This is a genomic window from Bradyrhizobium sp. YCK136 (genome assembly GCF_044570075.1).
Lineage (GTDB): Bacteria > Pseudomonadota > Alphaproteobacteria > Rhizobiales > Xanthobacteraceae > Bradyrhizobium > Bradyrhizobium diazoefficiens.
In genome coordinates, this window is the sequence record NZ_CP172424.1 from 1,679,419 (window position 1) to 1,704,066 (window position 24,648).

The 24,648-nt window shown below is 63.8% G+C and carries 18 protein-coding genes and 7 pseudogenes; 14 read left to right on the forward strand and 11 right to left on the reverse strand.

Features of this window, described 5'->3' with window-relative positions; translation table 11 throughout:
* Nucleotides 1–172: 172 nt before the first annotated feature.
* The 3 genes and pseudogenes from ACFLEY_RS07930 to ACFLEY_RS07940 all read right to left on the reverse strand — a co-directional run bounded on the left by ACFLEY_RS07930 (nt 173) and on the right by ACFLEY_RS07940 (nt 2,891).
* Nucleotides 173–971: pseudogene (locus ACFLEY_RS07930) on the reverse strand (phytanoyl-CoA dioxygenase family protein).
* A gap of 139 nt (nt 972–1,110) precedes the next feature.
* Nucleotides 1,111–1,788, reverse strand: coding sequence for a GntR family transcriptional regulator (locus ACFLEY_RS07935; RefSeq protein WP_060908872.1), 678 nt, complete (start codon nt 1,786–1,788; stop codon nt 1,111–1,113).
* Nucleotides 1,789–2,022: 234 nt separating this feature from the next.
* Nucleotides 2,023–2,891: pseudogene (locus tag ACFLEY_RS07940) on the reverse strand (sigma-70 family RNA polymerase sigma factor).
* A gap of 143 nt (nt 2,892–3,034) precedes the next feature.
* Here ACFLEY_RS07940 and ACFLEY_RS07945 point away from each other — a divergent pair.
* Complete coding sequence (locus tag ACFLEY_RS07945) at nt 3,035–3,445, forward strand: carboxymuconolactone decarboxylase family protein (RefSeq protein WP_082757117.1); 411 nt, start codon at nt 3,035–3,037, stop codon at nt 3,443–3,445.
* A gap of 178 nt (nt 3,446–3,623) precedes the next feature.
* On the opposite strand, the gene ACFLEY_RS07950 is transcribed toward ACFLEY_RS07945, so the two are convergent.
* The 3 genes from ACFLEY_RS07950 to ACFLEY_RS07960 all read right to left on the reverse strand — a co-directional run bounded on the left by ACFLEY_RS07950 (nt 3,624) and on the right by ACFLEY_RS07960 (nt 6,407).
* Nucleotides 3,624–4,436, reverse strand: coding sequence for an alpha/beta fold hydrolase (locus ACFLEY_RS07950; protein WP_060908870.1), 813 nt, complete (start codon nt 4,434–4,436; stop codon nt 3,624–3,626).
* 2 nt (nt 4,437–4,438) lie between these two features.
* Nucleotides 4,439–5,257 (reverse strand): alpha/beta fold hydrolase, encoded by an 819-nt coding sequence (locus ACFLEY_RS07955; protein ID WP_060908869.1) that lies wholly within the window; start codon nt 5,255–5,257, stop codon nt 4,439–4,441.
* Nucleotides 5,258–5,342: 85 nt separating this feature from the next.
* Complete coding sequence (locus ACFLEY_RS07960; RefSeq protein WP_026192128.1) at nt 5,343–6,407, reverse strand: IS630-like element ISRj1 family transposase; 1,065 nt, start codon at nt 6,405–6,407, stop codon at nt 5,343–5,345.
* Between the two features lie 103 nt (nt 6,408–6,510).
* Here ACFLEY_RS07960 and ACFLEY_RS07965 point away from each other — a divergent pair.
* Nucleotides 6,511–7,052: pseudogene (locus ACFLEY_RS07965) on the forward strand (methylated-DNA--[protein]-cysteine S-methyltransferase).
* A 43-nt stretch (nt 7,053–7,095) separates the two neighbouring features.
* Here the strand turns inward: ACFLEY_RS07965 and ACFLEY_RS07970 are convergent.
* Nucleotides 7,096–8,636 (reverse strand): annotated as a pseudogene (locus ACFLEY_RS07970) (acyl-CoA synthetase).
* Between the two features lie 190 nt (nt 8,637–8,826).
* Nucleotides 8,827–9,998, reverse strand: a pseudogene (locus ACFLEY_RS07975) (acetyl-CoA C-acetyltransferase).
* A gap of 214 nt (nt 9,999–10,212) precedes the next feature.
* On the opposite strand from ACFLEY_RS07975, the gene ACFLEY_RS07980 reads away from it, so the two are divergent.
* The 8 genes from ACFLEY_RS07980 to ACFLEY_RS08015 all read left to right on the forward strand — a co-directional run bounded on the left by ACFLEY_RS07980 (nt 10,213) and on the right by ACFLEY_RS08015 (nt 19,404).
* Nucleotides 10,213–10,815, forward strand: coding sequence for a TetR family transcriptional regulator (locus ACFLEY_RS07980; protein ID WP_060908867.1), 603 nt, complete (start codon nt 10,213–10,215; stop codon nt 10,813–10,815).
* 54 nt (nt 10,816–10,869) lie between these two features.
* On the forward strand, nt 10,870–11,628 hold the full coding sequence (locus ACFLEY_RS07985; RefSeq protein ID WP_011090528.1) for an SDR family NAD(P)-dependent oxidoreductase: 759 nt from the start codon (nt 10,870–10,872) through the stop codon (nt 11,626–11,628).
* 196 nt (nt 11,629–11,824) lie between these two features.
* Nucleotides 11,825–12,631, forward strand: a complete 807-nt coding sequence (locus ACFLEY_RS07990) for an enoyl-CoA hydratase/isomerase family protein (protein WP_060908866.1) — start codon at nt 11,825–11,827, stop codon at nt 12,629–12,631.
* Nucleotides 12,632–12,674: 43 nt separating this feature from the next.
* Nucleotides 12,675–14,546: an AMP-binding protein gene (locus ACFLEY_RS07995; RefSeq protein WP_060908865.1), complete on the forward strand. Its 1,872-nt coding sequence runs from the start codon at nt 12,675–12,677 to the stop codon at nt 14,544–14,546.
* Between the two features lie 155 nt (nt 14,547–14,701).
* Complete coding sequence (locus ACFLEY_RS08000) at nt 14,702–15,829, forward strand: acyl-CoA dehydrogenase family protein (RefSeq protein WP_011090525.1); 1,128 nt, start codon at nt 14,702–14,704, stop codon at nt 15,827–15,829.
* Between the two features lie 121 nt (nt 15,830–15,950).
* The gene (locus ACFLEY_RS08005) at nt 15,951–17,198 is read left to right on the forward strand and encodes an acyl-CoA dehydrogenase (RefSeq protein ID WP_060908864.1); all 1,248 of its coding nucleotides are present in this window, start codon (nt 15,951–15,953) and stop codon (nt 17,196–17,198) included.
* A gap of 138 nt (nt 17,199–17,336) precedes the next feature.
* Complete coding sequence (locus tag ACFLEY_RS08010; RefSeq protein WP_060908863.1) at nt 17,337–18,581, forward strand: acyl-CoA dehydrogenase; 1,245 nt, start codon at nt 17,337–17,339, stop codon at nt 18,579–18,581.
* Nucleotides 18,582–18,705: 124 nt separating this feature from the next.
* Nucleotides 18,706–19,404 carry a nitroreductase gene (locus tag ACFLEY_RS08015; protein WP_060908862.1) on the forward strand — a complete coding sequence of 233 codons (699 nt, stop codon included), beginning with the start codon at nt 18,706–18,708 and terminating at the stop codon, nt 19,402–19,404.
* Between the two features lie 95 nt (nt 19,405–19,499).
* Here ACFLEY_RS08015 and ACFLEY_RS08020 read toward each other — a convergent pair whose 3' ends face one another.
* Both ACFLEY_RS08020 and ACFLEY_RS08025 read right to left on the reverse strand, forming a co-directional pair.
* Nucleotides 19,500–20,048: a sigma-70 family RNA polymerase sigma factor gene (locus ACFLEY_RS08020; protein ID WP_011090521.1), complete on the reverse strand. Its 549-nt coding sequence runs from the start codon at nt 20,046–20,048 to the stop codon at nt 19,500–19,502.
* A complete protein-coding gene (locus ACFLEY_RS08025) occupies nt 20,048–20,281 on the reverse strand; it encodes a NepR family anti-sigma factor (protein ID WP_028173820.1) in 234 nt (77 codons plus the stop codon). The genes ACFLEY_RS08020 and ACFLEY_RS08025 overlap by 1 nt, the downstream gene beginning before the upstream one ends.
* Nucleotides 20,282–20,509: 228 nt before the next feature.
* Between ACFLEY_RS08025 and ACFLEY_RS08030 the strand changes: the two genes are divergently transcribed.
* Nucleotides 20,510–21,316, forward strand: a complete 807-nt coding sequence (locus tag ACFLEY_RS08030) for a response regulator (RefSeq protein WP_060908861.1) — start codon at nt 20,510–20,512, stop codon at nt 21,314–21,316.
* Between the two features lie 69 nt (nt 21,317–21,385).
* On the opposite strand, the gene ACFLEY_RS08035 is transcribed toward ACFLEY_RS08030, so the two are convergent.
* Nucleotides 21,386–22,177 (reverse strand): energy transducer TonB, encoded by a 792-nt coding sequence (locus ACFLEY_RS08035; protein WP_028173822.1) that lies wholly within the window; start codon nt 22,175–22,177, stop codon nt 21,386–21,388.
* A 183-nt stretch (nt 22,178–22,360) separates the two neighbouring features.
* Between ACFLEY_RS08035 and ACFLEY_RS08040 the strand changes: the two are divergent.
* The 3 genes and pseudogenes from ACFLEY_RS08040 to ACFLEY_RS08050 all read left to right on the forward strand — a co-directional run.
* A pseudogene (locus ACFLEY_RS08040) lies at nt 22,361–22,468 on the forward strand (nuclear transport factor 2 family protein); the annotation flags it as partial.
* A 69-nt stretch (nt 22,469–22,537) separates the two neighbouring features.
* The gene (locus ACFLEY_RS08045) at nt 22,538–23,698 is read left to right on the forward strand and encodes an IS110 family transposase (protein WP_018273816.1); all 1,161 of its coding nucleotides are present in this window, start codon (nt 22,538–22,540) and stop codon (nt 23,696–23,698) included.
* A gap of 286 nt (nt 23,699–23,984) precedes the next feature.
* Nucleotides 23,985–24,481: pseudogene (locus ACFLEY_RS08050) on the forward strand (nuclear transport factor 2 family protein); the annotation flags it as partial.
* Nucleotides 24,482–24,648 lie beyond the last annotated feature (167 nt).

The window sequence follows — 24,648 nt, forward strand, 5'->3', positions numbered from 1 at the left end:
TGCTATCGCGGTCGGGACGACGCGAACGATCAGGTTCAGTCATTCCGGGGCGACGCGACGGGAGCGCGCGAAGCGCGCCCCGGGAGCGTCGAGCCCGGAATCCATCGGGCCGCAAAGGACGCGGATAAATGGATTCCGGGCTCGCGACTTCGTCGCGCCCCGGAATGACAGCTTACTCCGCCGCCTGCCGCGGCGCACGGGCAAGGCGCAGCAGGGCGTCGTCGTCCACCGTCTTGATCGGCGCGAAATCGCGGTGGGCGATGTATTCGGGCCGCGTGGGGGTACGGATATAATTCGAGACCGCGTTCAGCGTCAGGTACACGATCTTGCGCGGGTAGGGCGTGATGTTGCCGGCCGAGCCGTGCACGAGATTGCCGTGGAACATCAGCATGCCGCCGGGCTTGCCCGTGGGCGCCACGATGCCGCCCTGCTTGACGAGGCGCGTCACGGTGTCCTCGTCCAGCGTCCACAGCGGGTAGGACGTGGTGGCAAGGTCATGCGAGGCTTCGAGATCGCCGGCATTCTGGCTGCGCGGCACCAGCATCAGGGGGCCGTTGATCGGCATCACCTGGTCAAGGAAGATCGCGATGTTCATCGCGCGCGGCTCCGGCATGCCGTCGTCGCTTCCAGGTGCCGTAATCCTGGTGCCATTGCCAGACGTCGCCGGTGAAGGCCGATTTCGCGTTGATCTTGAACTGGTGCATGTAGACAGGCTCGCCGAACAATTGCTCGACCGGGTCGATCATGCGCGGATGCGCGCCCAGAATGCGGAAGGCCTCGTTGTAGAGATGCGCGGCAAACGCCGTGCGCGGCGCGCCGCTCTTCTCGCGCCAGACCTCCGGCCGGTTGGCGTCGTAAATGCCGACCGCCTCGCGCGCGAGCAGATCGACCTCCTCCTGGCTGAACAATTCGGGCAGGAACAGCCAGCCCTCGCGGTGGAAGAACTCCAATTGCTCCTGAGACAGTCTCATGGGTCGTCCTCCCGTTGTTTTGTTCTTGTCATTCCGGGGCGATGCGCAGCATCGAACCCGGAATCCATTGATCCGCAGTCTCTGTGGCCCAATGGATTCCGGGTTCACGCTTCGCGTGCCCCGGAATGACAGCGTTTAGCTACGCCGCCGCCTCGTCCGTCGCCCGCAACCTCTCCTCGGTCATCCGTCCGGCCGTCTGCGCATGCGCCAGCGCGGCGCGTTCGGCGGCCTTCGCGTCGCCTGCGAGAATGTGAGCTGCGATGTCGGCATGCTCGGCCCAGGCGCTGTCGCGATAATCGAGCTCCGACAGCACGGTCGCCATCGAGCGGCGCATATGCGGCCATTGCGGCGCGATGGTCTCCTCGATCACGGGATTGCCGGCGAGCTGATAGATCGCGCGATGAAAATCGACGTCGAGCACGATGAGCTCGGCAAGCGGCGTCTTGCGATCGATGCGGCGCCCGGCGGCGAGCGCCACCTCGAGCCGCGCGCGTCCTGCCGCGTCGCTTGCGGCGCGCGTCGCGGCGAGCCTGGCGGCGAGTGCGTCGATGGCGCCGCGCACCTCGTAGAGCTGGCGGATGCGCGCGGGATCGAGCTGGGTGACCTCAAAGCCGCGCCGGCCGCTTTCGGCGACGAGGCCCTGCCGATGCAGCAGGTGCAGCGCATGCGACACCGGCTGGCGCGACACGCCGAGCTTGTCGGCGAGCTCGTTCTGCCGGATGCGCTGGCCGGGCTGCAACGTGCGATCGGAGATCGCCTCCAGGATCCGGCCATAGACCTGGTCGATCAGGTTCGGGAGCGGGTCGAGAGGGATCACGCCGGCGGCTCCAACAGCACTTAGATGGAATACGGAATTCCGTGTTCGAAGGTACGTCGGGGGGCGGAAGGCGTCAAGCGCGTCCCGACGCGGCGTCAGCCGCCGTTGTGGGGGCTGCTAAACGATTGATATCATTAGGGCCACCTACTGTGCATGGGGTTGTTTTCGCGATAACGGCCTTACCCGGCTGGGCGCCTACTTCTTCTTGCCCTGCTCGATCAGCATCCGGCCGGCCTAGCGTTCGAGCACCTCCACCTCAAGCGACGCAATCGCGTCTGCATCGGCGACCGCCTCGATTGCCGCGATCCGGTCGCCGCTGAAGGTCACGCGCAGCGCGATGCGCAATTGCCCGCCGAGGATGACCGCAACACCGATCTCGCCATCGACCAGTGCCGTGCGCGCGGCCTGGGCGCGGCCCTTGTAGAGCTTCGCGACCGCATCCGCGCCGCGGATCTCCGGCAGCGTACCGAGCCGCACCGCGGCCTGGTCGGCGCGAAAGACGACGTCGGGATCGAGCACGGCAAGCAGTCCCTCGAAATTGCCTTCGCGCGAAGCTGCGAGGAAGGCATCGACGATCTTGCGTTGACGTGACAGGTCCGTCTCGGGCACCGGCGCGCCCTGCACGCGCCGCCGCGCACGGCTGGCAAGTGGCGCGAGGCATCGACGGAGCGCCCGACGATCGGCGCGATCTCTTCGAAGGGCACCGCGAACATGTCATGCAGCACGAAGGCGAGCCGCTCGGCCGGCTGCAATGTTTCCAGCACGATCAGGAGTGCCGCGCCGACGGAATCGGCCATCTCCGCTTCGCGCTCCCGCGTCTCGTCGACCGGCTCCGGTACATGCGGGCCCATCGGGTCCTCCCGGCGCGACTTTCTTGCGCGCAGCATGTCGAGGCAAATGCGCGCGACCACGGTGGTCAGCCAGCCCCGCAGATTCGCGACATCGGACGTATCGCTCCGGCTGAGCCGCAGCCAGGCCTCCTGCACGGCATCGTCGATCTCGCCGCGGGAACCCAGCATCCGGTAGGCGACCGCGCGCAAATGATCCCTGTTGGCCTCGAACTGCTGGCTGAGAAAATTTTCTTCAGAGTTTTTTTGGGTCATCGGTCACATTCCTGGATCTCGATCCGTCATGCCCATGACGAAGCCAATTCGGCCAATGTGACCGGAACCTTCGAAAATCGACAGATGGAGACGACAATTATGCACGCTCGCATGAATCACCCCGTATGGTCCTGCCCGAGGCCATGAATGTTCTGCAATCTCTCGGCAACTTGACCAAACAGGGCCTGCCGGAAAAGCTCCTGGAACTGGTGCACCTGCGCGCCAGCCAGATCAATGGTTGCAGCGTCTGCGTCGACATGCACCCGAAGATCGCCCGCAAGGCCGGCGAGACCGACGAGCGCCTGTTCGCCGTCTCGGCCTGGCGCGACGCGCCTTATTTCAGCGAAGCCGAGCGCGCCGCGCTGGCTCTGACCGAGGCGGTCACCCGTCTCGCCGACCGCGAGGATCCGGTGTCCGACACGATCTGGAATGAGGCCGCCAAGCATTTCGACGAGCGCGAGCTTGCAACGCTGATCCTCTCGATCGCGACCATCAACGTCTGGAACCGCCTCAACGCGACGATCAAGATGCCGGTCGGCGTGTGGAAGGTGTGAGTCTCTTCGCCTCTCCCCGCGTGCGGGGGAGAGGCCGGAATTTGCGTAGCAAATTCCGGGTGAGGGGGAGCTTCCGCGAGTCTCACTCTCACCGTCTGCGCGTAGGCTCCCCCTCACCCCATCCTCTCCCCGCAAGCGGGGCGAGGGGGATCAACGACGGTGCGTTCCTTACACCCACCTACTCCGCCAGGAACGCGTTCACCACCTCGCCGAACTCCAGCGGCGCCTGCTCGAACATCCAGTGGCCGGCATTCGCGATCACCGCCGTCCTGGCTCCTGCGATGTGCTCCGCCAGCACGCGCCACATCACCGACAGGCTTCCCGTCGTCGCGCCGCCGCCGACCAGGAGTGTCGGCGTCCTGATCGCCTGCGCATCCGCGAGCGTATAGGGCCTGCGCTGCTCGTTGATCTGGCCGAGGAAGGTGAGCGTATTGTCGCGCAATTGCTGCCTCGCCGCCGCCGGCACGCGGCGCCAGGAGCCGTCGCCTTCGATGCCCTCGTAGAAATTCTGCAGCGCGCCCTCGATGTCGCCGGCGCGGATCATCTCGACCGAGCGCGCCGTGCGTGCCGCGAGCGGCGGGTGCGCGGGCGTGCCTTCAGGCACCGGCAGGCTGGCGTCGAGATCGCCACCGGGCTCGGCCAGCACCAGTTTGCGCAACAGATCAGGTCGTGCCTGTGCGACGCGGAACGCGATGTGGCCGCCGCGCGAATGTCCCATCAGATTGACGGGTGCGGGCTTGACCTGCTCGATGAAGGCGATCATATCGGCGACGTGCTGCGCCATCCTGTAGTCGTCGCCGCCGGCGTCCCAATGCTCGGGAAAGAAATGCCGCAGGCTGACCGAGATCACCCGATGGCTCTTCGACAGCGGGCCGAGCACCGAATACCAGGTGCGGAAATCCCCGAGTGTGCCATGCACGCAGACCAGCGGCGGACCTTCCCCGACTTCGAGATAGGCCATGTCGTAACCGTTGACGCGAAAAGTCTGCATGGTCAGCCCGCCAGGAAATCCAGAACGACTTCGGAGTATTTCTGCGGCGCCTGCTCGAACATCGGATGCGTCGCGTTCGGGATGATCGCCGTCTTGGAATAGGGCACATGCGCGGCGAGCGCATGCAGCACCTTCGGCAGCAGGCCCTTGGTCCGCGCGCCCAGGATGAACAGCGTCGGCATCAGAATCGATGCCGCATCCGCCTCCGAGAAGGGCGGGCGGTTGTCGCGGACCTGGCCGATCAACGTATAGGCGTTGTCGCGCAGATTCTGCTTCACCATCGCCGGCAGCCGCGGCCAGGTGCCGGCGCCCTCCAGCGTGTCGACGAACACGGCGAGGCCGCCGTCGACATCGCCCGCCGCGATCTTCTCCGCCGAGGCCGTGAATCGCGCCAGGAGCGGCGAGGGACCGCCGGCATAATCGGGATCGAGGCTCGCATCGAGCTCTCCGCCGGGCTCCGCCAGGATCAGCCGCCGCAACAGATCGGGGCGCGCCTGCGCCACGCGAAAGCAGATGTGTCCGCCGCGGGAATGGCCCATCAGATCGACCGGGCCGACGTCGAGCTTCTCGATGAAGGCGATGACGTCCTGGACATGCTGGGCGATCGAATAGGTATCGTCGACGCCGTCCCAGCGGTCGGGGAAGAAATGGCGCAGGCTGACGGCGATCACCCGATGCCGCTGCGTCAGCGGCCCGAGCACGCAGCCCCAGACGCGGAAATCATTGAGCGAGCCGTGCACGCAGACCAACGGGGGTCGGCCTCGGTCTTCACCCACGTCTATATAGGCCATGTCGTATCCGTTGACGTGGAAGCGTTGCATTCTGGGCTCGCGAGAAATTGGAACTCTGTGCAAGATTCCCGGAAACCGGGTGGATCGCAACTATTTCCAAGCCTAGTACCCGGAATCAGAGCTGAGTGATACGGCGGCCTTTGAAACGGCGTTGACGGACCTTTTTCTTGGTCCAGACGAAGGGCTCGGCTCTGTCGTTGTATGCGTTGACGTAGGCATCGATGTGTTCCTGAAGCTGCTTGAGGCTCGTGAAGGAGGTGCCGCTGAGCGACTGCCCCTGCAAGATGGAAAACCATACTTCGACCTGATTGAGCCATGACGCACTTGTCGGCGTGAAATGAAATTGCACGTTGGGGTGGGCCTTGAGCCAGTCCTCGTTCTTTTTATGGGTGTTGAGGTTGTCGAGGATGACGTGAAGCTTGCGGTTCGGAAAAGCCGCGGTGACGCTGTTCATGAAATCGAGAAACTCGACGCGGCGCCGGCGTTTTGAATGGGTCGCGATGATCTTTCCGGTGGCGACTTCGAGCGCCGCAAACAATGTTGTGGTGCCATGCCGCTTGTAATCGTGGCTTTGGCCGGTCAAGGCGCGGCCATTGGGCAACTTCAGATAACCCTGCGCTCGCTCCAAAGCCTGGATCGAGGGCTTCTCGTCCACGCACAGCACAATGGCCTTCGCCGGCGGCGCGACATAGAGGCCGACAACATCGGCGGCTTTGGCCGTAAAGTTCGGGTCGTTGCTCTCGCACCAGGACTTGCGAGCCACCAGGTCAATCTTGTGGCTGCGCAGGAACCGCCAGACATATTGGACATCGACATCGCCCAGCGCCTCGGCCAGCAGGGGGCCGGTCCAGCGCGCAAACCCTTGCGGTGGCGGCTTATCCAGCAGCTTCAGAATCCGCTTGTCGGTCGTCTTCGTATAGATCGGCTGCTTGCCAGGCCGCGGCTTGTCTTGCAGCCCTTCAAGGCCATGGTCGGCATAGCGATGCCGCCAAAGGCTGACAATCCGCGGCTGGACCCCAACTTCCTTGGCGATCGACCGGGTGCTGCGCCCATCCGCCGCCAACAGAACTATCCGCGCCCGCTTCAAATCGCGCTGCAACGTCACCGGTGAGCGACAGCACGCCTCAAGCACCTTGCGATCTTTCCTCGAAAGGTGGACTTCTCTTGCTTCGGGTATCATCCCGACCTTGAATCACGACTCACGTTCCAAGAAAAGTGGGTACTAGATTTGGCCTGAGATCACATTGGGGGCATGCGATGAGGACGCAGCCAGGAACCGAGCCATGACCGACCAGCATTTTGCCCTGTTCGATACCAGGATCGGCCTTTGCGCCGTCGCCTGGGGCCCGCGCGGCATCAACGGCACGCAGCTGCCGATGGGCGGCGAGCAGAAGATCCGCACCCGCATCAGTCAGCGCCACGCTGATGCCAGCGAAGCCGAGCCGACCGCCGAGGTGCAGCAGGCGATCGACCGCATCACAAATCGCTCGCAGGCGAGCCGGATGACCTCACCGACATCCCGCTCGATCTCGACGGCGTGCCCGATTTCAACCGCGGCGTCTACGAGATCGCCCGTACCATCCCGCCCGGCAAGACCGTCACCTATGGCGACATTGCCAAGCAGCTCGGTGGCGTCCAGCTGTCGCGCGACGTCGGCCAGGCGCTCGGCCGCAACCCGTGCCCGATCGTCGTGCCCTGCCATCGGGTGCTGGCGGCCGGCAACAAGCCCGGCGGCTTCTCGGCCAATGGCGGCGTCGTCACCAAACTGAAGATGCTCGAGATCGAAGGCGCGCTGGTGAACCACACGCCGAGCCTGTTTGATTGAGGATGCCGCCACCCTCCCGGGAGGGGGAGGGTAAGAGAGAGCGCTAGATCTTCGCTGTTGTCTTCGGCCAATACCTGTCGCGCAAATGCCGCTTCACCAGCTTGCCCGTCGGCGTGCGCGGCAGCTCCGCCTCGAAATCGATCGAACGCGGGCACTTGATCGCGGAGAGGCGACCCTTGCAGAACGCGATCAGGTCGGCTTCCAGCGCCTTGCCCGCACGCGTCATGTCGTGCGGCTGCACCACCGCCTTCACCTCCTCGCCCATCTCCTCGTTCGGCCGAATACGGCGACGTCGGCGACATCGGGGTGGGTGATGAGCACGTCCTCGGTCTCCTGCGGGTAGATGTTCACCCCGCCGGAAATGATCATGTAGGACTTGCGGTCGGTGAGAAACAGGAAGCCGTCCTTGTCGAGATAGCCGACGTCACCGAGCGTCGACCAGCCCTTGGCGTTGTAGGCCTTCTTCGTCTTCTCGGGGTCGTTGTGATAGGCGAAAGCAGGCGCGTCGGCGAAATAGACCGTGCCGATTTCGCCGGTCGGTTGCTCCTCGTCGTTTTCGTCGAGAATCTTGATCTTGCCGACCACGGCGCGGCCGACGCTGCCGCGATGCTCCAGCCATTGCTGCGAGTTGCAGACGGTGACGCCGTTGCCTTCCGAGCCGGCGTAATACTCGATCAGGATCGGTCCCCACCATTCGATCATTTTGGCTTTGACGTCGACCGGGCAGGGGGCTGCGGCGTGGATTGCGCCCTTGAGCGTCGAGACGTTGTACCGGTAGCGCACCTCGTCCGGCAGCTTGAGCATCCGCACGAACATGGTCGGCACGAGCTGCGACTGCGTGACCTCATACTTTTCGACCAGCTTCAAGAATTCTTCGGCGTCGAAATGCTCCATGATGATGGAGGTGCCGCCGAGCACGATCGCCATCATGTTGAAGCGCAGGGGCGCCGCGTGATAGAGCGGCGCCGGCGAGAGGTACGTGCTCGCCGCATTCATGCCGCACATGTCGGCGCAGAGCACGCGCAGGAAGGCGTTCGGCACGTCGATCTTGTTGCCCTCGAACGCCTTCTTGATTCCCTTGGGCCGGCCGGTGGTGCCGGACGAATACAGCATGTCGTAGCCGGCGACCTCGTCGGAGATCGGCGTCGTCGGCTGCGCGGCGGCTTCCTTGTCGTAGGAGCGGAAGCCGGGCAGCGGTTCCTCCATCATGTAGAAGACCGGCTCGCCGGGCGTGCCCTTGATCAGGGCCTTGATCTGGTCGGCGCATTTCGGCGTGGTGATCACGACCTTGGCGCCGCAATCGGCGATGATGTAGTCGATCTCGTCCTGCTTCAGATAGCGGCTGATCGCGGTGTAATAGAGCCCGCTGCGCTGCGCGGCCCAGCAGAGCTCCATGAAGGCAAGCCGGTTCTCCATCAACAGTGCGATGTGATCGCCGGCCTTCAGGCCGAGCGAGCGGAACAGGTGTGCGCCCTGGTTCGAGAGCCCGTCGAGTTCGCGATAGGTGATCGCCTTGCCGGTGCCCGCCATCTGGTAAGCGATCTTGTTCGGCGTGGCGCGGGCGTGGATGGAGGGGTGGGTCATGAGCGTAGGTCTCTCAACAAGAAAGGTGTCATCCCGGCGAAGGCCGGGATCCATAACCACAGGCCTCGGTTGTTGAAACGAGATGGAGCTCCAGCGCGGCATAACCACAGCCTTCTGTGGCTATGGATCCCGGATCGTCGCGCGCTTTAGGCGCGCTTGTCCGGGACGACACCGTCTGTGTCGAAGCAGCTTACAGCCGCTCCACGATCGTCACATTGGCCATGCCGCCGCCTTCGCACATGGTCTGCAGGCCGTAGCGCTTGCCGCGCTGGTGCAGCGCGTTGATCAGCGTGGTCATCAGCTTGGTGCCGGAGCCGCCGAGCGGATGGCCGAGCGCGATGGCCCCGCCATTGACGTTGAGACGCTCCGGATCGGCGCCGGTGGTCTTGAGCCAGGCGGTCGGCACCGAGGCGAAGGCCTCGTTGACCTCGAACAGGTCGATGTCGCCGATCGTCATGCCGGCCTTCTCCAGCGCGCGCTTGGTGGCGTGTAGCGGCGCGTCGAGCATGATCACGGGATCGCCGCCGGTCATGGTCATGTGATGGATGCGCGCGAGCGCTTGACGCCGAGCTGCTTCAGGCCGCGCTCGTTCACCACCATGACGCCGGAAGCGCCGTCGCAGATCTGGCTGGCGCTGGCCGCGGAAAGCTTGCCGTTCTCGGCGATCAGCTTGACGCCCTTGATGCCTTCGAGCGTGGCGTCGAAGCGGATGCCCTCGTCGATGTGGTGGGTATCCTTGGAGCCGTCGGCGCGCGTGATCTCGAGCGGCACGATCTCCTTCTTGAAGTGACCGGCTTGCGTCGCCGCGATCGCGCGCTGGTGGCTGTTGAAGGAGTATTCGTCGAGCTCATTCTTCGACAAGCCGTACTTCTCGGCCATCATCTCGGCGCCGGTGAACTGGCTGAACACGATGTTCGGATACCTCGCCTCGATGCCCGGGCTCTTGTAATTGCCAAAGCCGTTCTTGGCCGGGAGCTGCGATGACAGGCCCATCGGCACGCGCGTCATCGATTCCACGCCGGCCGCGATCACGACGTCCATCGTGCCGGACATCACGGCTTGGGCTGCGAAGTGCAACGCCTGCTGCGAGGAGCCGCACTGGCGGTCGATCGAGGTGCCCGGCACGCTCTCCGGCAGCTTCGAGGCCATGATCGCATTGCGCGCGACATTGTTGGACTGTTCGCCGACCTGCATCACGCAGCCCATGATCACGTCCTCGACCAAGGCCGGGTCGACCTTGGCGCGATCGACCAGCTCGTCCAGCACTTTGGCGGCGAGATCGGCCGGATGCCAGCCGGCGAGGCGGCCCCCCTTGCGCCCGCCGGCGGTGCGCGCAGCGGCGACGATGTAAGCCTCGGCCATTTCGGTTTCTCCCTGGATTTTTCTGGATCGGGTTGGGTTGTCGGGGCGGATTAAAAGGGTGCAACGTCATTTAGTCAATCGATCAATTAACTCTTGTGATGAGGCGCTGCTTGGGCTTATCTGCGCCCCGCTTCAAGCGGCGAGAACAGGGAACTCCGTGGCTACCAGCGTACCGACCAAGCTCCCCAGCGGAAAGAATTCCACGGCAGAGAAATTGCTCGTGGCCGCAAGCGAGCTGATGATCGAACGTTCCTCAATCGAGATTTCGCTCTCCGACATCGCCCAGAAGTCGGGCGCCAACGCCGCGCTGGTCAAATATCACTTCGGCAACAAGGACGGCCTGCTGCTGGCGCTGCTCGAGCGCGATGCGGGGACGGAGCTGTCCAATCTCGAATATCTGCTGGCGCAGCCGATCACGCCGACCGCGAAGCTGAAGCTGCATATCGGCGGCATCATCCGCGCCTATCACCGGTTCCCCTACATGAATCGGCTGATCCACTATCTCCTGCACGAGAGCGTTGCCGGCTCTGCCGACGAAGTCTCGAAATTCTTCGTCGCGCCGCTGCTGGATTTTCATCGTCGCCTGCTCGCCGAAGGCGTCAGCAGCGGCGAATTCCGCCAGACCGATCCGGTGCTGTTCTACACCAGCCTGATCGGCGCCTGCGATCACCTGTTCTTCGGCCGGCACGCGATGTCCCGCGCGACCGGCGTCGGCCCGGTCACCGACGAAGTCTGCCGGCAATACATCAAGCACATGGAATCGCTGATCTGCGGCGGCATCCTCACGCAAGCCGGGGACGCCGCCGCGGCCGGATGATCCGGCCGAACTCTTCAAGTCTAGAGAAGAAACGCCCAAGGAAAGGTATTTGCGATGCAGCTGAAAGACGTAGCCGTTCTCATCACCGGCGGTGGTTCGGGCCTGGGTGCCGCGACCGCCCGCGCCATGGCCGCCAAGGGCGCCAAGATCGGCGTGATCGACCAGAGCAAGGAAAACGCCGAGAAGGTCGCGGCCGAGGTGAAGGGCGTCGCGCTGCATGCCGACGTCACCAGCGAGGAGCAGATCAAGGCGGCGATCGCGAAGGCGGAAGCCGCCCATGGCATCGCCCGCGTGCTGATGAACTGCGCCGGTATCGGCGGCTCGCAGCGCATCGTCGGTCGCGACGGCGTTTATCCCTTGGAAAAGTTCGCGCGCATCATCAACGTCAACCTGATCGGCACCTTCAACTGCCTGCGGCTGTTCGCCGAGCGCCTCGTCACCGCCGAGCCGATCGGCGAAGAGCGCGGCGTCATCGTCAACACCGCTTCTGTTGCCGCCTATGAAGGCCAGATCGGCCAGATCGCCTATGCGGCCTCCAAGGGCGGCGTCGTCGGCCTCACGCTGCCTGCCGCGCGTGACCTCGCCAGCCAGAAGATCCGCGTCAACACCATCGCGCCCGGCCTGTTCCTGACGCCGCTGCTGATGGGCCTGAACGAAGAGGCTCGCAAGAGCCTTGGCGCCCAGGTGCCGCATCCCGCGCGTCTCGGCGACGCCAATGAATACGGCATGCTCGCGGTGCACATCGTCGAGAACCCGATGCTGAACGGCGAGACCATCCGCCTCGACGGCGCGATCCGCATGGCGCCGCGGTAGAGCTCTCTTCCCTTCTCCCCTTGTCGGAGAAGGTGGCGCGCATAGCGCGACGGATGAGGGGTTCGCTCCGCGGTCTCATCTGTGGAGGCAGACCCCTCACCCGAGCGAATGCGCGTCGAGCGACGTACATGCCCTCTCCCACAAGGGGAGAGGGCGCAGCAATCGGCACCATCGTTGCGGATGAAGAAGATCGCGCATGTCCCAACCGCTGCTGATCGAGCACAACGACGGCGTCGACCGGGTGACGCTCAATCGTCCTGACAGCCTCAACGCGCTCGATCCCGCGCTGATCGATGCGCTCAACACCTACTTCCAGGGGCTGCAGCGCAATCGCGATACGCGCGTGGTGGTGCTGAAGGGCGCCGGCAAGAATTTTTGCGCGGGCCTCGATCTCAAGGCCGCGATGGCGCGCCGTGCCGGGCAGCAGGAGCCGCCCGGCGTCACCGAGTCGCTGGACTCGCAGCGCCGCATTGCCGACATCGTGATGCTGATGCGGCGCTGTCCGCAGCCGATCCTGGCGCTGCTGCAGGGCGCGGCGGCGGGCGGCGGCTTTGCGCTGGCGCTCGCCTCCGACATCCGGATCGCGACGAAATCGGCGCGGATGAACTGCGCCTTCATCAAGCTCGGCCTTGGCGGCTGCGACATCGGCACCAGCTATTTCCTGCCGCGCCTCGTCGGTGTCTCCGTCGCCTCCGAGCTGATCCTCACGGGACGCTTCATCGGCGCCGAGCGGGCGCTCGCGGTCGGTCTCGTCTCCGAGGTCGTCGACGAAGACAAGCTCGATGACGCTGCCGAGCCTTACATCGATGCGATGATCACGGCCTCGCCCGTGGGGCTTCGCCTCTCGAAAGAATGTCTCAACATGAGCGTCGATGCCGGATCGCTGGAAGCCGCGATCGCGATGGAGGACCGCAATCAGGTCCTGTGCAGCCGCTCCGAGGAATTTTCGGAAGGCATCAGGGCCTTCCTTGAGAAGCGAAAGCCTGTCTATATCAGGCGCTGAACGACGAAGATCCGCAAAGGACAGTAATTCCGGGAGACGCAAAATGAGTGGCAGCGCGGCGGCGGTGATGACGAAGCCCGCCTTTCGCAAGGTCGAGTGGCTGGCACGCGACATCGACGTCGAGCGCCGCGGCGACGGCACGGTGGTGCTGAAGTCGCGCATTCCGCTGCAACCTTACGAGAAGCACATCCCGGCCTCGCTGGCGAAATGGGCGACGCAAGCACCCGAGCGCATCTGGCTCGCCCAGCGCGGCGGACCGAATCGCGAATGGCGGAAGGTCTCTTACGGCGAAGCCAAGCGCACCGTGGATGCGCTGACGCAAGGCCTGCTCGATCTCGGTCTCGATGGCCGCCCGGTCACGATCCTGTCCGGCAACTCGATCGAGCATGCGCTGATGACACAGGCTGCGATGCAGGCGCGCGTCCCGGCGGCTCCCGTGTCGCCGGCCTACTCGTTGATGAGCCACGATCACGTCAAGCTGAAATATTTGTTCGACCTGATCAAGCCGGCCGTGGTGATGGTGCAGGACGGCCCGACCTTCGAGAAGGCACTGAGGGCGATCGACCTCACCGGCGTCACCGTCGTTCACGTCTTGCGGCCCTGCGAGGGTATCAAGAGCGTCAGCTTTGCCGAGCTTGCGGCAACGCCGGTGACCGGCGCCGTCGAGGAGTCGATTGCCAGGATCACGCCCGACACCGTCGGCAAGCTGCTGTTCACGTCAGGTTCGACCGGCATGCCAAAAGCCGTCATCAACACGCAAGCGATGATGTGCGCCAATGCGGCGATGATGATGCAGGTGCGGCCGCGCGATCCAAGCGGTCCGATCTCGACCATGCTGGACTGGATGCCGTGGAACCACACGATGGGCGGCAATGCGGCGTTCCATCCCATCCTGGTCGACGGCGGCACGCTCTATATCGACGACGGCCGGCCGATGCCGGGCCAGTTCGAGGAGACGCTGCGCAATCTGCGCGAGATCTCGCCGACCTATTACGCCAACGTGCCGGCCGGCTACGCCGCGCTTGCCGCTGCCATGGAGAAGGACGATGCGCTCTGCCGCTCCTTCTTCAAGAACCTGTCGATCATGGCCTATGGCGGCGCGCGACTGCCTGATGATCTCTACGACCGCATGCAGGATCTCGCAGTGAAGACCACCGGCGAACGGATCGTGTTCTACACCGGCTGGGGCTCGACCGAGACTGCGCCGACCTCGACCGGCACCTATTGGGACACCGAGCGCGTTGGCCTGATCGGCCTGCCCTTCCCCGGCGTCGAATTGAAGATGGTGCCGTGCGGCTCGAAATACGAGCTGCGTCTGCGCGGTGTCAACGTCACGCCCGGCTATTTCGGCCAGCCCGAGCTGACCAGGAAGATGTTCGACGAGGAAGGCTTCTACTGCATCGGCGATGCCGGCATTTTTGTCGACGATGCCGATCCGGTGAAGGGCATCATCTTTGCCGGGCGCGTCATCGAAGACTTCAAGCTCACCACCGGCACGTTCGTCCATGTCGGCTCGCTCCGCACCGACACCATCGCAGCCACGACGCCTGTCGTGCATGACGCGCTGGTCGCGGGGCAGGATCGCGCCTTCATCGGCCTGCTCGCCTGGCCGAACCTGCATGCCTGCCGCCAGCTCGTCGGCAATCCCGATCTCAGCTTTGAGGATGCCGTGAAGCATCCCGAGGTGATCGCCTGCTTCAGGCGCGGTCTGGAGACGCACAACAAGGAGTGCGAAGGCGCCAGCAGCCGCATCATCGCGCGCGCCATGCTGATGGTCGAGCCGCCCTCGATCGACGGCAATGAGCTCACCGACAAGGGTTACATCAACCAGCGCGCGGGCCTCGAGCGCCGCGCCGCGCTGGTGGAGCGGCTCTATGCGGACAAGCCGGATCAGGATGTGGTCGTGCTGCGATGAAACACTCCTCTCTCCATTCGTCATTCCGGGATGCGCCGAGAGGCGCAGGCCCGGAATCCATAACCCCGGCTGGGGGATATGGATTCCGGGCTCGCGCTCCGCGCGCCCCGGAATGACGGCAATAAATGACAACGAATAAACAAAGGTAGCCCGCCATGAACTTCGACTTCTCCGACGACCAGAAGCAGCTTCGCGATCAGGCGCGCAAATTCCTCACCGAAAAATGCCCGCCCAAGGCGGTGCGCGTCGTGCTCGACGGCAAGGCGCCCTACGACAAGGAGCTGTGGAAGGGGCTTGCCGAGATGGGATTTCTCGGCGTCGCAATCCCCGAGGAATTCGGCGGTGCCGGCGCCGGCCATCTCGAGCTTTGCGTGATCGCGGAAGAGATGGGCCGGGCCAACGCGCCGGTGCCGTTCTCCTCGACCGTTTATCTCGCCGCCGAAGCACTGCTGATCGCCGGCAGCGACGCGCAGAAGAAAAAATGGCTGCCGGCAATTGCCTCGGGCGAGGCGATCGGGACGCTGGCGCTGTTCGAGGGCAAGGGCAATCCGTCGCCGAAGGCCATCAAGCTCGCTGCTGCGAATGGCGTGCTTAACGGCGTCAAGAAGCCTGTGGCCGATGGCGCGATCGCCGACTTCGCCGTCGTTGCAGCTCGCACGGGTTCGAGCGGGCGTGAGAGCGACATCTCGCTATTCCTGGTCGATCTCAAGGGCGGCGGCGTCGAGGTGAAAGGCCTGACCAACCTCGATCCGACTCGTGGCCAGGCGGAGATCACTTTCAAGGACTGCAAGGCCGAGCCGCTGGGCGCTGCCGGCGAGGGCTGGAGCATCCTCACCCAGGTGCTCGACCGTGCCGCCGTGCTGTGCGCCTTCGAGCAGGTTGGCGGCTCCGACCGCGCGCTGGAGATGGGCCGCGACTACGCGCTCGACCGCATTGCCTTCGGCCGTCAGATCGGCTCGTTCCAGGCGGTCAAGCACATGCTGGCCGATATGTATGTCTCGGCGACGCTGGCGCGCTCCAACAGCTATTACGGCGCCTGGGCGCTTTCGACCAATGCATCGGAATTGCCGGAAGCCGCCGCCGCCGCCCGCATCAGCGCCACGCAGGCGTTCCAGCACTGCGCCAAGAACAACATCCAGGTGCACGGCGGCATGGGTTTCACCTGGGAGTTCGACTGCCACATGTACTACCGCCGGGCGAACGCGATGGCGCTGGCCCTCGGCAGCCTGTCCTATTGGGAAGACCAGCTGATCGACCGCATGCGCAAGAAGAACGCGGCTTGATGTTGTCGTCATTCCGGGGCGCCGCACAGCGGCGAACCCGGAATCCGGAGATGAGTGAATAACATCTAGATTCCGGGTTCGCGCTGCGCGCGCCCCGGAATGACGGAAAAAGAGAGACATCATGAACTTCGACGACACCCCGCAGGAAGCCGAATTCCGCAGCCTGGCGCGCGCCTGGATCGGTGCGAACGCACCCAGGCAGTACGAGGAAGAGCTGCGCAAATCCTCGCTCGGCCGCACCCAGCTCAAGAACGCCAACATTCTCGAGGTCGCGAAGGCCTGGCAGAAGAAGAAGGCCGATGCCGGCTGGGCCTGCCTGCACTGGCCGAAGGAGTATGGCGGCCGCGGCGCCTCGCCGATCGAGCGCGTGATCTGGCAGCAGGAAGAGGGCCCGTTCGGAAAACTCTCCCATATGTTCATCATCGGCCACGGCATGTGCGGGCCGACCATGATGGCGTTCGCGCGCGAGGAGCATAAGCGCAGCTATTTGCCGCCGCTCGCCTCCGGCGAAAAGGTCTGGTGCCAGCTGTTCTCCGAGCCCGCCGGCGGCTCCGACGTCGCGGGCCTGCGCACGCGGGCGGAGAAGGACGGCGATGAATGGGTCATCAACGGCCAGAAGATCTGGACATCAGGCGCGCATTATTCCGATTACGGCATCCTGCTTACCCGCACCGATCCGACCGTGCCCAAGCACAAGGGTCTCACCATGTTCTTCCTGGACATGAAGAGCCCGGGCGTCGAGGTGCGGCCGATCAAGCAGGCGAGCGGCGCCTCCGATTTCAACGAGGTCTATTTCACCAACGTGCGGATTCCCGACCATCAGCGCCTCGGCGAGGTCAATGACGGATGGAACGTCTCGCTGACCACGCTGATGAACGAGCGCATGTCGATCGGCGCGGGCGTCTCGACCGGTTTCCCTGAGTTGTTCGACTATTGCTCCGGCCTGATGCTGGACAACGGTCCGGCGATCGAGGATCGCGCGGTGCGCTCGAAGCTGGCGAACTGGGCGGTGAAGGCGAGCGGCCTGCGCTACACCAGCATGCGCGCGATCTCGGCGCTGTCGAAGGGCGAGCGGCCAGGGCCGGAAAATTCGATCGGCAAGCTGGTGGCGGGCTCGATGATCCAGGACGTCGCGGCCTATGCGCTGGACTTGCAGGGCGCGAGCGGGGTCGTCAGCGGCCCCGAGGATGCCGAACTCGCCGGCCGTTTCCAGGCCATGCTGCTGCGTGCGCCGGGCACCCGTGTCGAAGGTGGCACCGACGAGATCATGCGCAACATCATCGCCGAGCGGGTGCTGGGCCTGCCGGGCGACATCCGGGTCGACAAGGACGTGCCGTTCAACAAGATCCCGACCAAGGGAAGGAATTAGCCGTCATTCCGGGGCGGCTCGAAGAGCCGAACTACGATGTGCAATTGCACATCTGAGAATCTCGAGATGCGTAAGTAACCTCTGGATTCCGGGTTCGCGCGTTGCGCGCCCCGGAATGACTAGGAAAAGGAAGCCGCCATGAATTTCGACGATACCCCGCAGGAAGCCGCATTCCGCGAGACTGCGCGCCAATGGGTCGAGGCCAACGCGCCGAAGGAGCTGCATGCCGAGCTGTCAAAATCCTCGCTCGGTCGCATCCGGCTTGCGAAGCACGACATCGTCGATGTCGGCAAGGCCTGGCAGAAGAAGAAGTTCGAGGGCAATTGGGCCTGCCTGCACTGGCCGAAGGAATATGGCGGCCGCGGCGCCACGCCGATCGAGCGCGTGATCTGGCAGCAGGAGGAGGGCGTCTACGGCAAGCTGACGCAGCCGTTCCAGATCGGCGAAGGCATGTGCGGGCCGACCGTGATGGCCTGGGGCAGCGAGGACGCCAAGCGTCGCCATCTGCCGAAGCTCGCCTCGGGCGAGGAGATCTGGTGCCAGCTGTTCTCTGAACCCTCGGCCGGCTCTGACGTTGCGGGCCTGCGCACGCGTGCGGAGAAGAAGGGCGACAATTGGATCGTCAACGGCCAGAAGATCTGGACCTCGGGTGCGCATTATTCCGACTTCGGCCTTCTGATCGCGCGCACCGATCCGAGCGTACCCAAGCACAAGGGCCTCACCATGTTCTTCCTGGACATGAAGAGCCCGGGCGTCGAGGTGCGGCCGATCAAGCAGGCCAACGGCATGCAGGAGTTCAACGAGGTCTATTTCACCGACGTGGTGATATCAGACAGCCAGCGGCTCGGCGCCGTCGGCGAGGGATGGAGCGTGTCGCTGACCACGCTGATGAACGAGCGCATGTCGATCGGCTCGCGGCTCGCGACCGGCGTGCCTGAGATGTTCGAGTTCTGCGCGAACCTGATGCTGGAGGACGGGCTTGCCATCGACGATCCCGCGGTGCGCTCGAAGCTTGCCAGCTGGGCGGTGAAGTCGAGCGGGCTGAAATATACCAGCTACCGTGCGATCTCGGCGCTGTCGAAAGGCGAGCAGCCGGGTCCGGAGAACTCGATCGGCAAGCTGGTCTCGGGCATGATGCTCCAGGACATCGCGACCTACGCCATGGACCTCCAGGGTGCGGCCGGCGTTCTCACGGGCAGCGACGAGGAGACGGTGCAGGGCCAGTTCCAGCAAATGCTGCTGTCCTCGCCCTCGATGCGTATTGCCGGCGGCACTGACGAGATCCTGCGCAACATCATCGCGGAGCGCGTGCTGGGCCTGCCGGGCGACATCCGCGTCGACAAGGACGTGCCGTATAACAAGATCCCGACCAAGGGACGCTAGTATCGTAGGGTGGGCAAAGCGAAGCGTGCCCACCATATGCAGGTGCGCCGAGGTAGGTCTGTTGGTGGGCGCGGCGCTATGGCGCCTTTGCCCACCCTACGAAGAGAACAATGCGAGCTGATCAATGGACGCAAAAGTGAATCAGAATAACCGCATCGGCGTGCTCGAAGAGCTGCTCAACGAGCGCTACTCCGTCCGCGCTTTCCTTCCCAAAGAGGTCGATCGCGCCACCATCGAGCACGTGCTGAGCACCGCGCAGCGCACCGCGTCCTGGTGCAACAGCCAGCCCTGGCAGGTCATGATCGCCAGCGGCGAGGCCAAGGAGCGCTTTCGCCAGCTGATCTACAAGGAAGCCTCCAGCGGACTCGGCGACGATTACGATTTCACCCCGCCGCGCGAATATGTCGGCGTCTATCTCGATCGCCGCCGTGAGAGCGGCTTTCAGCTCTACAACACGCTCGGGATTCGCCGCGGCGACAGAAGCGGCTACGCCAGGCAGGCGCTGGAGAACTACAATTTCTTCGGCGCGCCGCATGTGGCTGTGATCCACACCAACGAGCCGCTCGGCATCTACGGCGCGATCGATTGCGGGGCCTATGTCTCCAACTTCATGCTGGCCGCCCAGGCGCTCGGGCTCGGCACCATTCCGCAGGCGGCGCTGGCGCGCCATTCCGGCCTGATCCGTCGTCACTTCAATCTGCCCGACGACCGCCGCGTCGTCTGCGGCATCTCGTTCGGCTATGCCGACCACGCCCACAAGGTCAACAGCTACCGCACCTCGCGGGCGAGCGTCGCTGACACCGTGACATTCGTGGACGAGTGATCGGGCGGCGCGCCCGATTCTCAACGCGTGCATGAAGGCGGTCGCGGAAACGGCCGCCTTCATGCTTGTCGTCTCAGTCCGGTTGACGCCGGCCGCTATCCGCCGCTGCCGCCGATCACGGCGCGCACCGTCTCGTCAGGCCCGAAATCCTCGGCGCCGTCGACATAGAGCAGCGCGGCGAGCTTCGAACGTGCCCGGTTGACCCGGCTCTTGATCGTGCCGACCGCGCAGCCGCAGATCGAGGCCGCGTCCTCATAGGAGAAGCCGGAGGCGCCGACCAGGATCAGCGCTTCGCGCTGGTCCTGCGGAAGCTTCTCGAGCGCGGTGCGAAACTCCTCGAACTCGAGATGCGCGTTCTGCGAGGGCTGCGTCTTCAGCGTCTTCGCATAATTGCCCTCGGCGTCCTCGACCTCGCGCCGCCGCTTGCGATAGTCGGAGCGGAACAGATTGCGCAGGATCGTGAACAGCCAGGCCGGCAGGTTGGAGCCGGGCTGGAACGAGTCGATGTTGGCAAGCGCGCGCAACAGCGTTTCCTGCACCAGATCGTCGGCGCGGTCGGCGTTGCCGCTGAGCGAGATCGCGAACGCGCGCAGACTTGGCACGGCCGCGAGGATGTCGTTACGCAGGGAGTCCGTGAGAGGCATTAATCCCTCCCATTGTTGTTGTCGTTGGATCCGCCCTCATTTCCCACTTGGGATGTCGCTCCCGGCGCATCAAGCTTCTTGATCAGTTCTGCGAACCGATCTGGAACCCCCTGCCGTACGACGTCGTCGTACATGGCGCGGAGCTGATGCCCGATCCGGGATTGGATCTCCGGAGTGAGCCCTCCCTTGCCGGGGGTCGTGCTTTTGCTGGCTTGAGACTTGAGATCTTTCATGACCTGTTCCACGTTTCCCCGAGTGTAAGTGACTGTAAATTCGAGAAGTTTCCTCAACCGGAGCCGTTCCCTGGATAGGCACAATTCCAGGTTCGAGAAAAAGTTCCGCCGGCTGCGGAACTTTTCTTGCCCTGAGACGTAGTCAGCCCCAGCAGGGGAACCCGGGCCTCCCCTCGTGATGTCTCTAAAGTCTTCTCTAAGGTCGGTCCGAAGATGAATGGAGTGGGGATGTCCCGTTCACAGCTTGTCGCTGAACACTTGCCGTTGTTGCGCCGGTATGCACGCGCCCTGACGGGCAGCCAGGCTTCCGGCGACGCCTATGTCGCAGCCATGTTGGAAGCCATGCTCGGTGATCCCGCCGTGCTCGACGAAAGCCATGGCCCGCGCGCGGGCCTGTTCCGGCTGTTCACCCAGATCTGGAATTCCGTCTCCGTCAACGACGACTCCGAGGTGACCACCCTGCCGATGCCGCCGGAGCGGCGGCTGTCGAACATCACGCCGCTGCCGCGGCAGGCCTTCCTGCTGCTTTCGCTCGAGGGATTCTCGGAAGAGGAGGTCGCCTTCATCCTCGGCACCGATGTCGCCGAGACGCGGCGGCTTGCGGACGCAGCGGGGCGCGAGATGGCGGCGGAGATCGCCACCGACGTGCTGATCATCGAGGACGAGACCTTCATCGCCATGGACCTCGAGAGCCTGGTGAAGAATCTCGGCCACAACGTCGTCGGCGTCGCGCGCACGCATGCCGATGCCGTGGCGCTGGCCAAGAACAGGCGGCCCGGCCTGATCCTCGCCGACATCCAGCTCGCTGACGGCTCGTCGGGGCTCGACGCGGTTAACGAATTGCTGCGCACCTTCGAGGTGCCGGTGGTGTTCATCACCGCCTACCCGGAGCGCTTCCTCACCGGCGAGCGCCCGGAGCCCGCGTTCCTGATCTCGAAGCCGTTCCAGCCGGCGATGGTGTCGGCGGTGGCAAGCCAGGCGCTGTTCTTCCAGCGCAACTCGCGCAACCGCACGCCCAAGGCGCCGGCGGCGTAAGAAGACCTGTATCGAACAAGAAGACGGCGCGTCGCAAGGCGCGCCGTTTTTTGTTTGCCGATACCCTGTTCAACAACCTCGGCAGACGCTGTTGATCTTGGCCTTCAATTTGGCCTCGTCCGCCCACGGCCCGGGCTCGACCAAGCGTTGCACGCCGTCGAGAGTCATGAAGATGGTAATCCGCTGGAGGTCGTCCTTGGCCTCGGGAGGCGGCTTCGGAAATGGTTCGCTTCGCTCCACCATTTTGAGAGCTGCTGCATCCAGGGGCGGGGAGCCTGTGCTTTCCACCAAAGCGTGCGAGATCAATTTGCCCGAGCGGTCGATCACGAATGTGACGCCAGCATTGCCTATCTGACCCATCGCCTCCGAAGGAAACACCCTGTGACGCCAGACATGTTCGGTGGCCACCTTCCGCCAGGCGGCCATGGCATCCTCCTCCGTGAGCACAGGACCGGGCCTGCTCAGCACTAGCCCGGAAGGTTGCAGCTGGAATTGACGGCCATTGAAGACAATCGGCACTGTCAACGTGAGTGACTCATCCTTGAGCTCCGAAGGCGGCGCCGGAAACGGTTGGGCACGAGCGACGATCTGCAGCGCGGCAACGTCGAGTGGCCGAGAGCCGGTGCTCACGGCCAGAGCCTGTGAGATCAACCTGCCGGACCGGTCGATGACGAATGTGACCCTGGCCTCGCCGGTTTGCCCCAGTGCTTCAGCCGGAAATTGACGGTAGCCGGCTATGTGCGCCGACAGTCTTGCCTTCCAGGCCGTCGCGCGTTCGGTCTGCAAATCTGTTTGCGCGTGTGTGGGGGAAACCGCGAGTAATCCGAGAAACGCGGCCAACAAAGGGAATTTCATCTGCATCGGTGCGGATATTAGTCGCGGCCAGGTTGATTGCAAGGCTCGTTGCTCGTATCGCGTTTCTCTCGCTGTGGGCAATTCGAACGGCGGTGAAGCATCGGGCGCTTGACGGCAACCCAATTGCCCCGTTGATACGTCGGGCCGATGACATCCATCGCAGCCTCAAGCCGCCCGGAGAGACGTACCATGGCCCCGCAACTCCTCGATCGTCTCGCCATCCGCGACCTCATCGAGGATTGGGCGGTCTGGCGGGATGCCGGCGACTGGGAGCGGTTTGCGACCGTCTGGCACGAGTCCCATGATTGACGTCGGCGCCGGCCGGCGAAAGGCTGGGCAAGTCGTAATCATGGGGAGCGAGTACAGATGAAAGTGATGTCTCAGCAAGCAGCGGAAACCCGGATGGATGTAGCCAAGGCAATTTACGTCTCGGTGGAGTTGAGCCAGTCAACTTGGCTGGTGACTTCATTCGTGCCGGCCATCGATACCAAGATGGCGCGGAAGGGTCTCCCAGCCGGCCAGATCGGACGGCTGCTCAGCTTGCTCAACGAGCTCCGCGCCAGGGCGCACCGTAAGACCGATTCTTGGCTCCCCGTGATCGTTATCCAGGAGGCAGGCCTTGATGGGTTCTGGGTCCATCGCGTCTTGGCCGACGAAGGTGTTGAGAGCCATGTGGTGGATGCGACATCGATAGCGGTGCCCAGAAAAGCACGCCGAGCTAAAACCGATCGTATCGACGGAGAAACACTCGTCCGCGCACTTATGTCGTTCAAACGGGGTGAGCCACGAACATGTGCGATGGTTCGGATTCCATCCCATGACGAGGAAGACCGGCGTCGGCTCGTCCGGGAAAGGAAAGCCCTGGTTGTCGAGCGACTGACGCACGTCAACCGGATTGAGGGACTTCTGTTCGCACAAGGTATTTCGGGCTACCGACCACTGAATCGCGATCGACGATCTCGCCTCGAAGAGCTTCGCACTGGCGATGGTCGGCCGCTCGCACCTTTCTTGAAAGCCCAGATATCGCGAGAACTTGACCGTCTTGAATTGGTGATCGAGCAGATCAAAGTGATCGAGGCGGAGCGCGATAAGCTTCTGGCGTCCGAACGGAAAGAGGCAAATAGCGCCATTTCCATGCTCGAGAACGTGCGTTGTATCGGACCTGAGTTCGCATCTCTGCTCTGGACGGAAGGCTTTTACAGGCACTTTGACAATCGCCGACAAATCGCGGCTTACGCGGGATTAGCACCAACACCGTGGCAGAGCGGATCCGTTGATCGTGATCAAGGAGTGTCGAAAGCTGGCAACCCGCGGTTACGCACCACGATGATACAGCTGGCCTGGCTCTGGCTGCGCCATCAGCCTGATTCTGCGCTAACCCGCTGGTTCCGGCAGCGAGCAGCATCGAGTGGTTCTGCCCAGCGCAAGAAAATCGTTGTCGCACTCGCCCGCAAACTACTCGTTGCTTTGTGGAAATATGTGACGGTTGGCGTCGTGATTGACGGGGCGAAGCTGAAGAATGCGTAGAAACTGCTCCACATCGTCATCTACTGAAGCCTGATCAGCTTCAGCAGATCCAGGCGGGCGAACCGGAAGTCTTCTTTGGCTTAAACAGCCGAGTATGAGGATGGTAGCGCCTTCCTGAGCCCAGCCCATCGAATGCGGGAATGTGGTGCCGCTGCTTGGCGCAGCGACCGGATATAAGGTTGTCCCGGCTGTTTACCGGTCGAGGAAAGACCTGGGTTCACCTGGATACTGGAGGCCAAACTAATGGAGCAAAACAATGGAGAGCCGATGGCTTGACCAATCATCATATAAGGAAGGCTGGATGTCCGCCACCTGGTTTCAGGGGCCGGCGCGGGATTTCATCCGCGTCAGCCAGGAGGGATTCGCCAAGGGCGTGCGCATCCTGCATTTCCTCGGCGGCACCAGCATCGATTTGTCCGGCGAGCGCGCCATTGCGCAGACGAAGATGACGATCTCGCAGCGCGCGGGCGTGCACGACGTGCTCTGCGACGTCGTCTGCACCGGACGCTTCTACGATTTCCTGGAGAAGCGGCAGGGAAAATGGGGCATCGTCCGCCGCCAGCCGATCTACGAGAAGGACCGGATCGACCCGGTCGATCCCGCCGCGACGCTCCGCCTCGACCAGCAAGCGCTCGCCGCGCTGCCCGAAGGCTACCGCCATCTCGCCTACATGCAGGAGCTGATCGGCTACAAGGTGAAGCGCGACATGCCGGGCCTACCGGTGCCGAGGTCGAGAAGCTCTACGGCGAGGGGCGGGAGTGGCTGGCGGGGAAGGCGAAGTAAGCCCCGGACCAGAGTAAGCGCGACTGGCTTTGTGCCGGGCGGCTCCCGTCGATATCTTGTTGCGCATCCTTGCCGATGAACTCTCCAGGAAGCTTGGGTCGCCGATCATCGTTGCGGCAGAGCCGGTGCGAGGGAAACATTGCGGCAGATGCCGCCACGCATCGCGA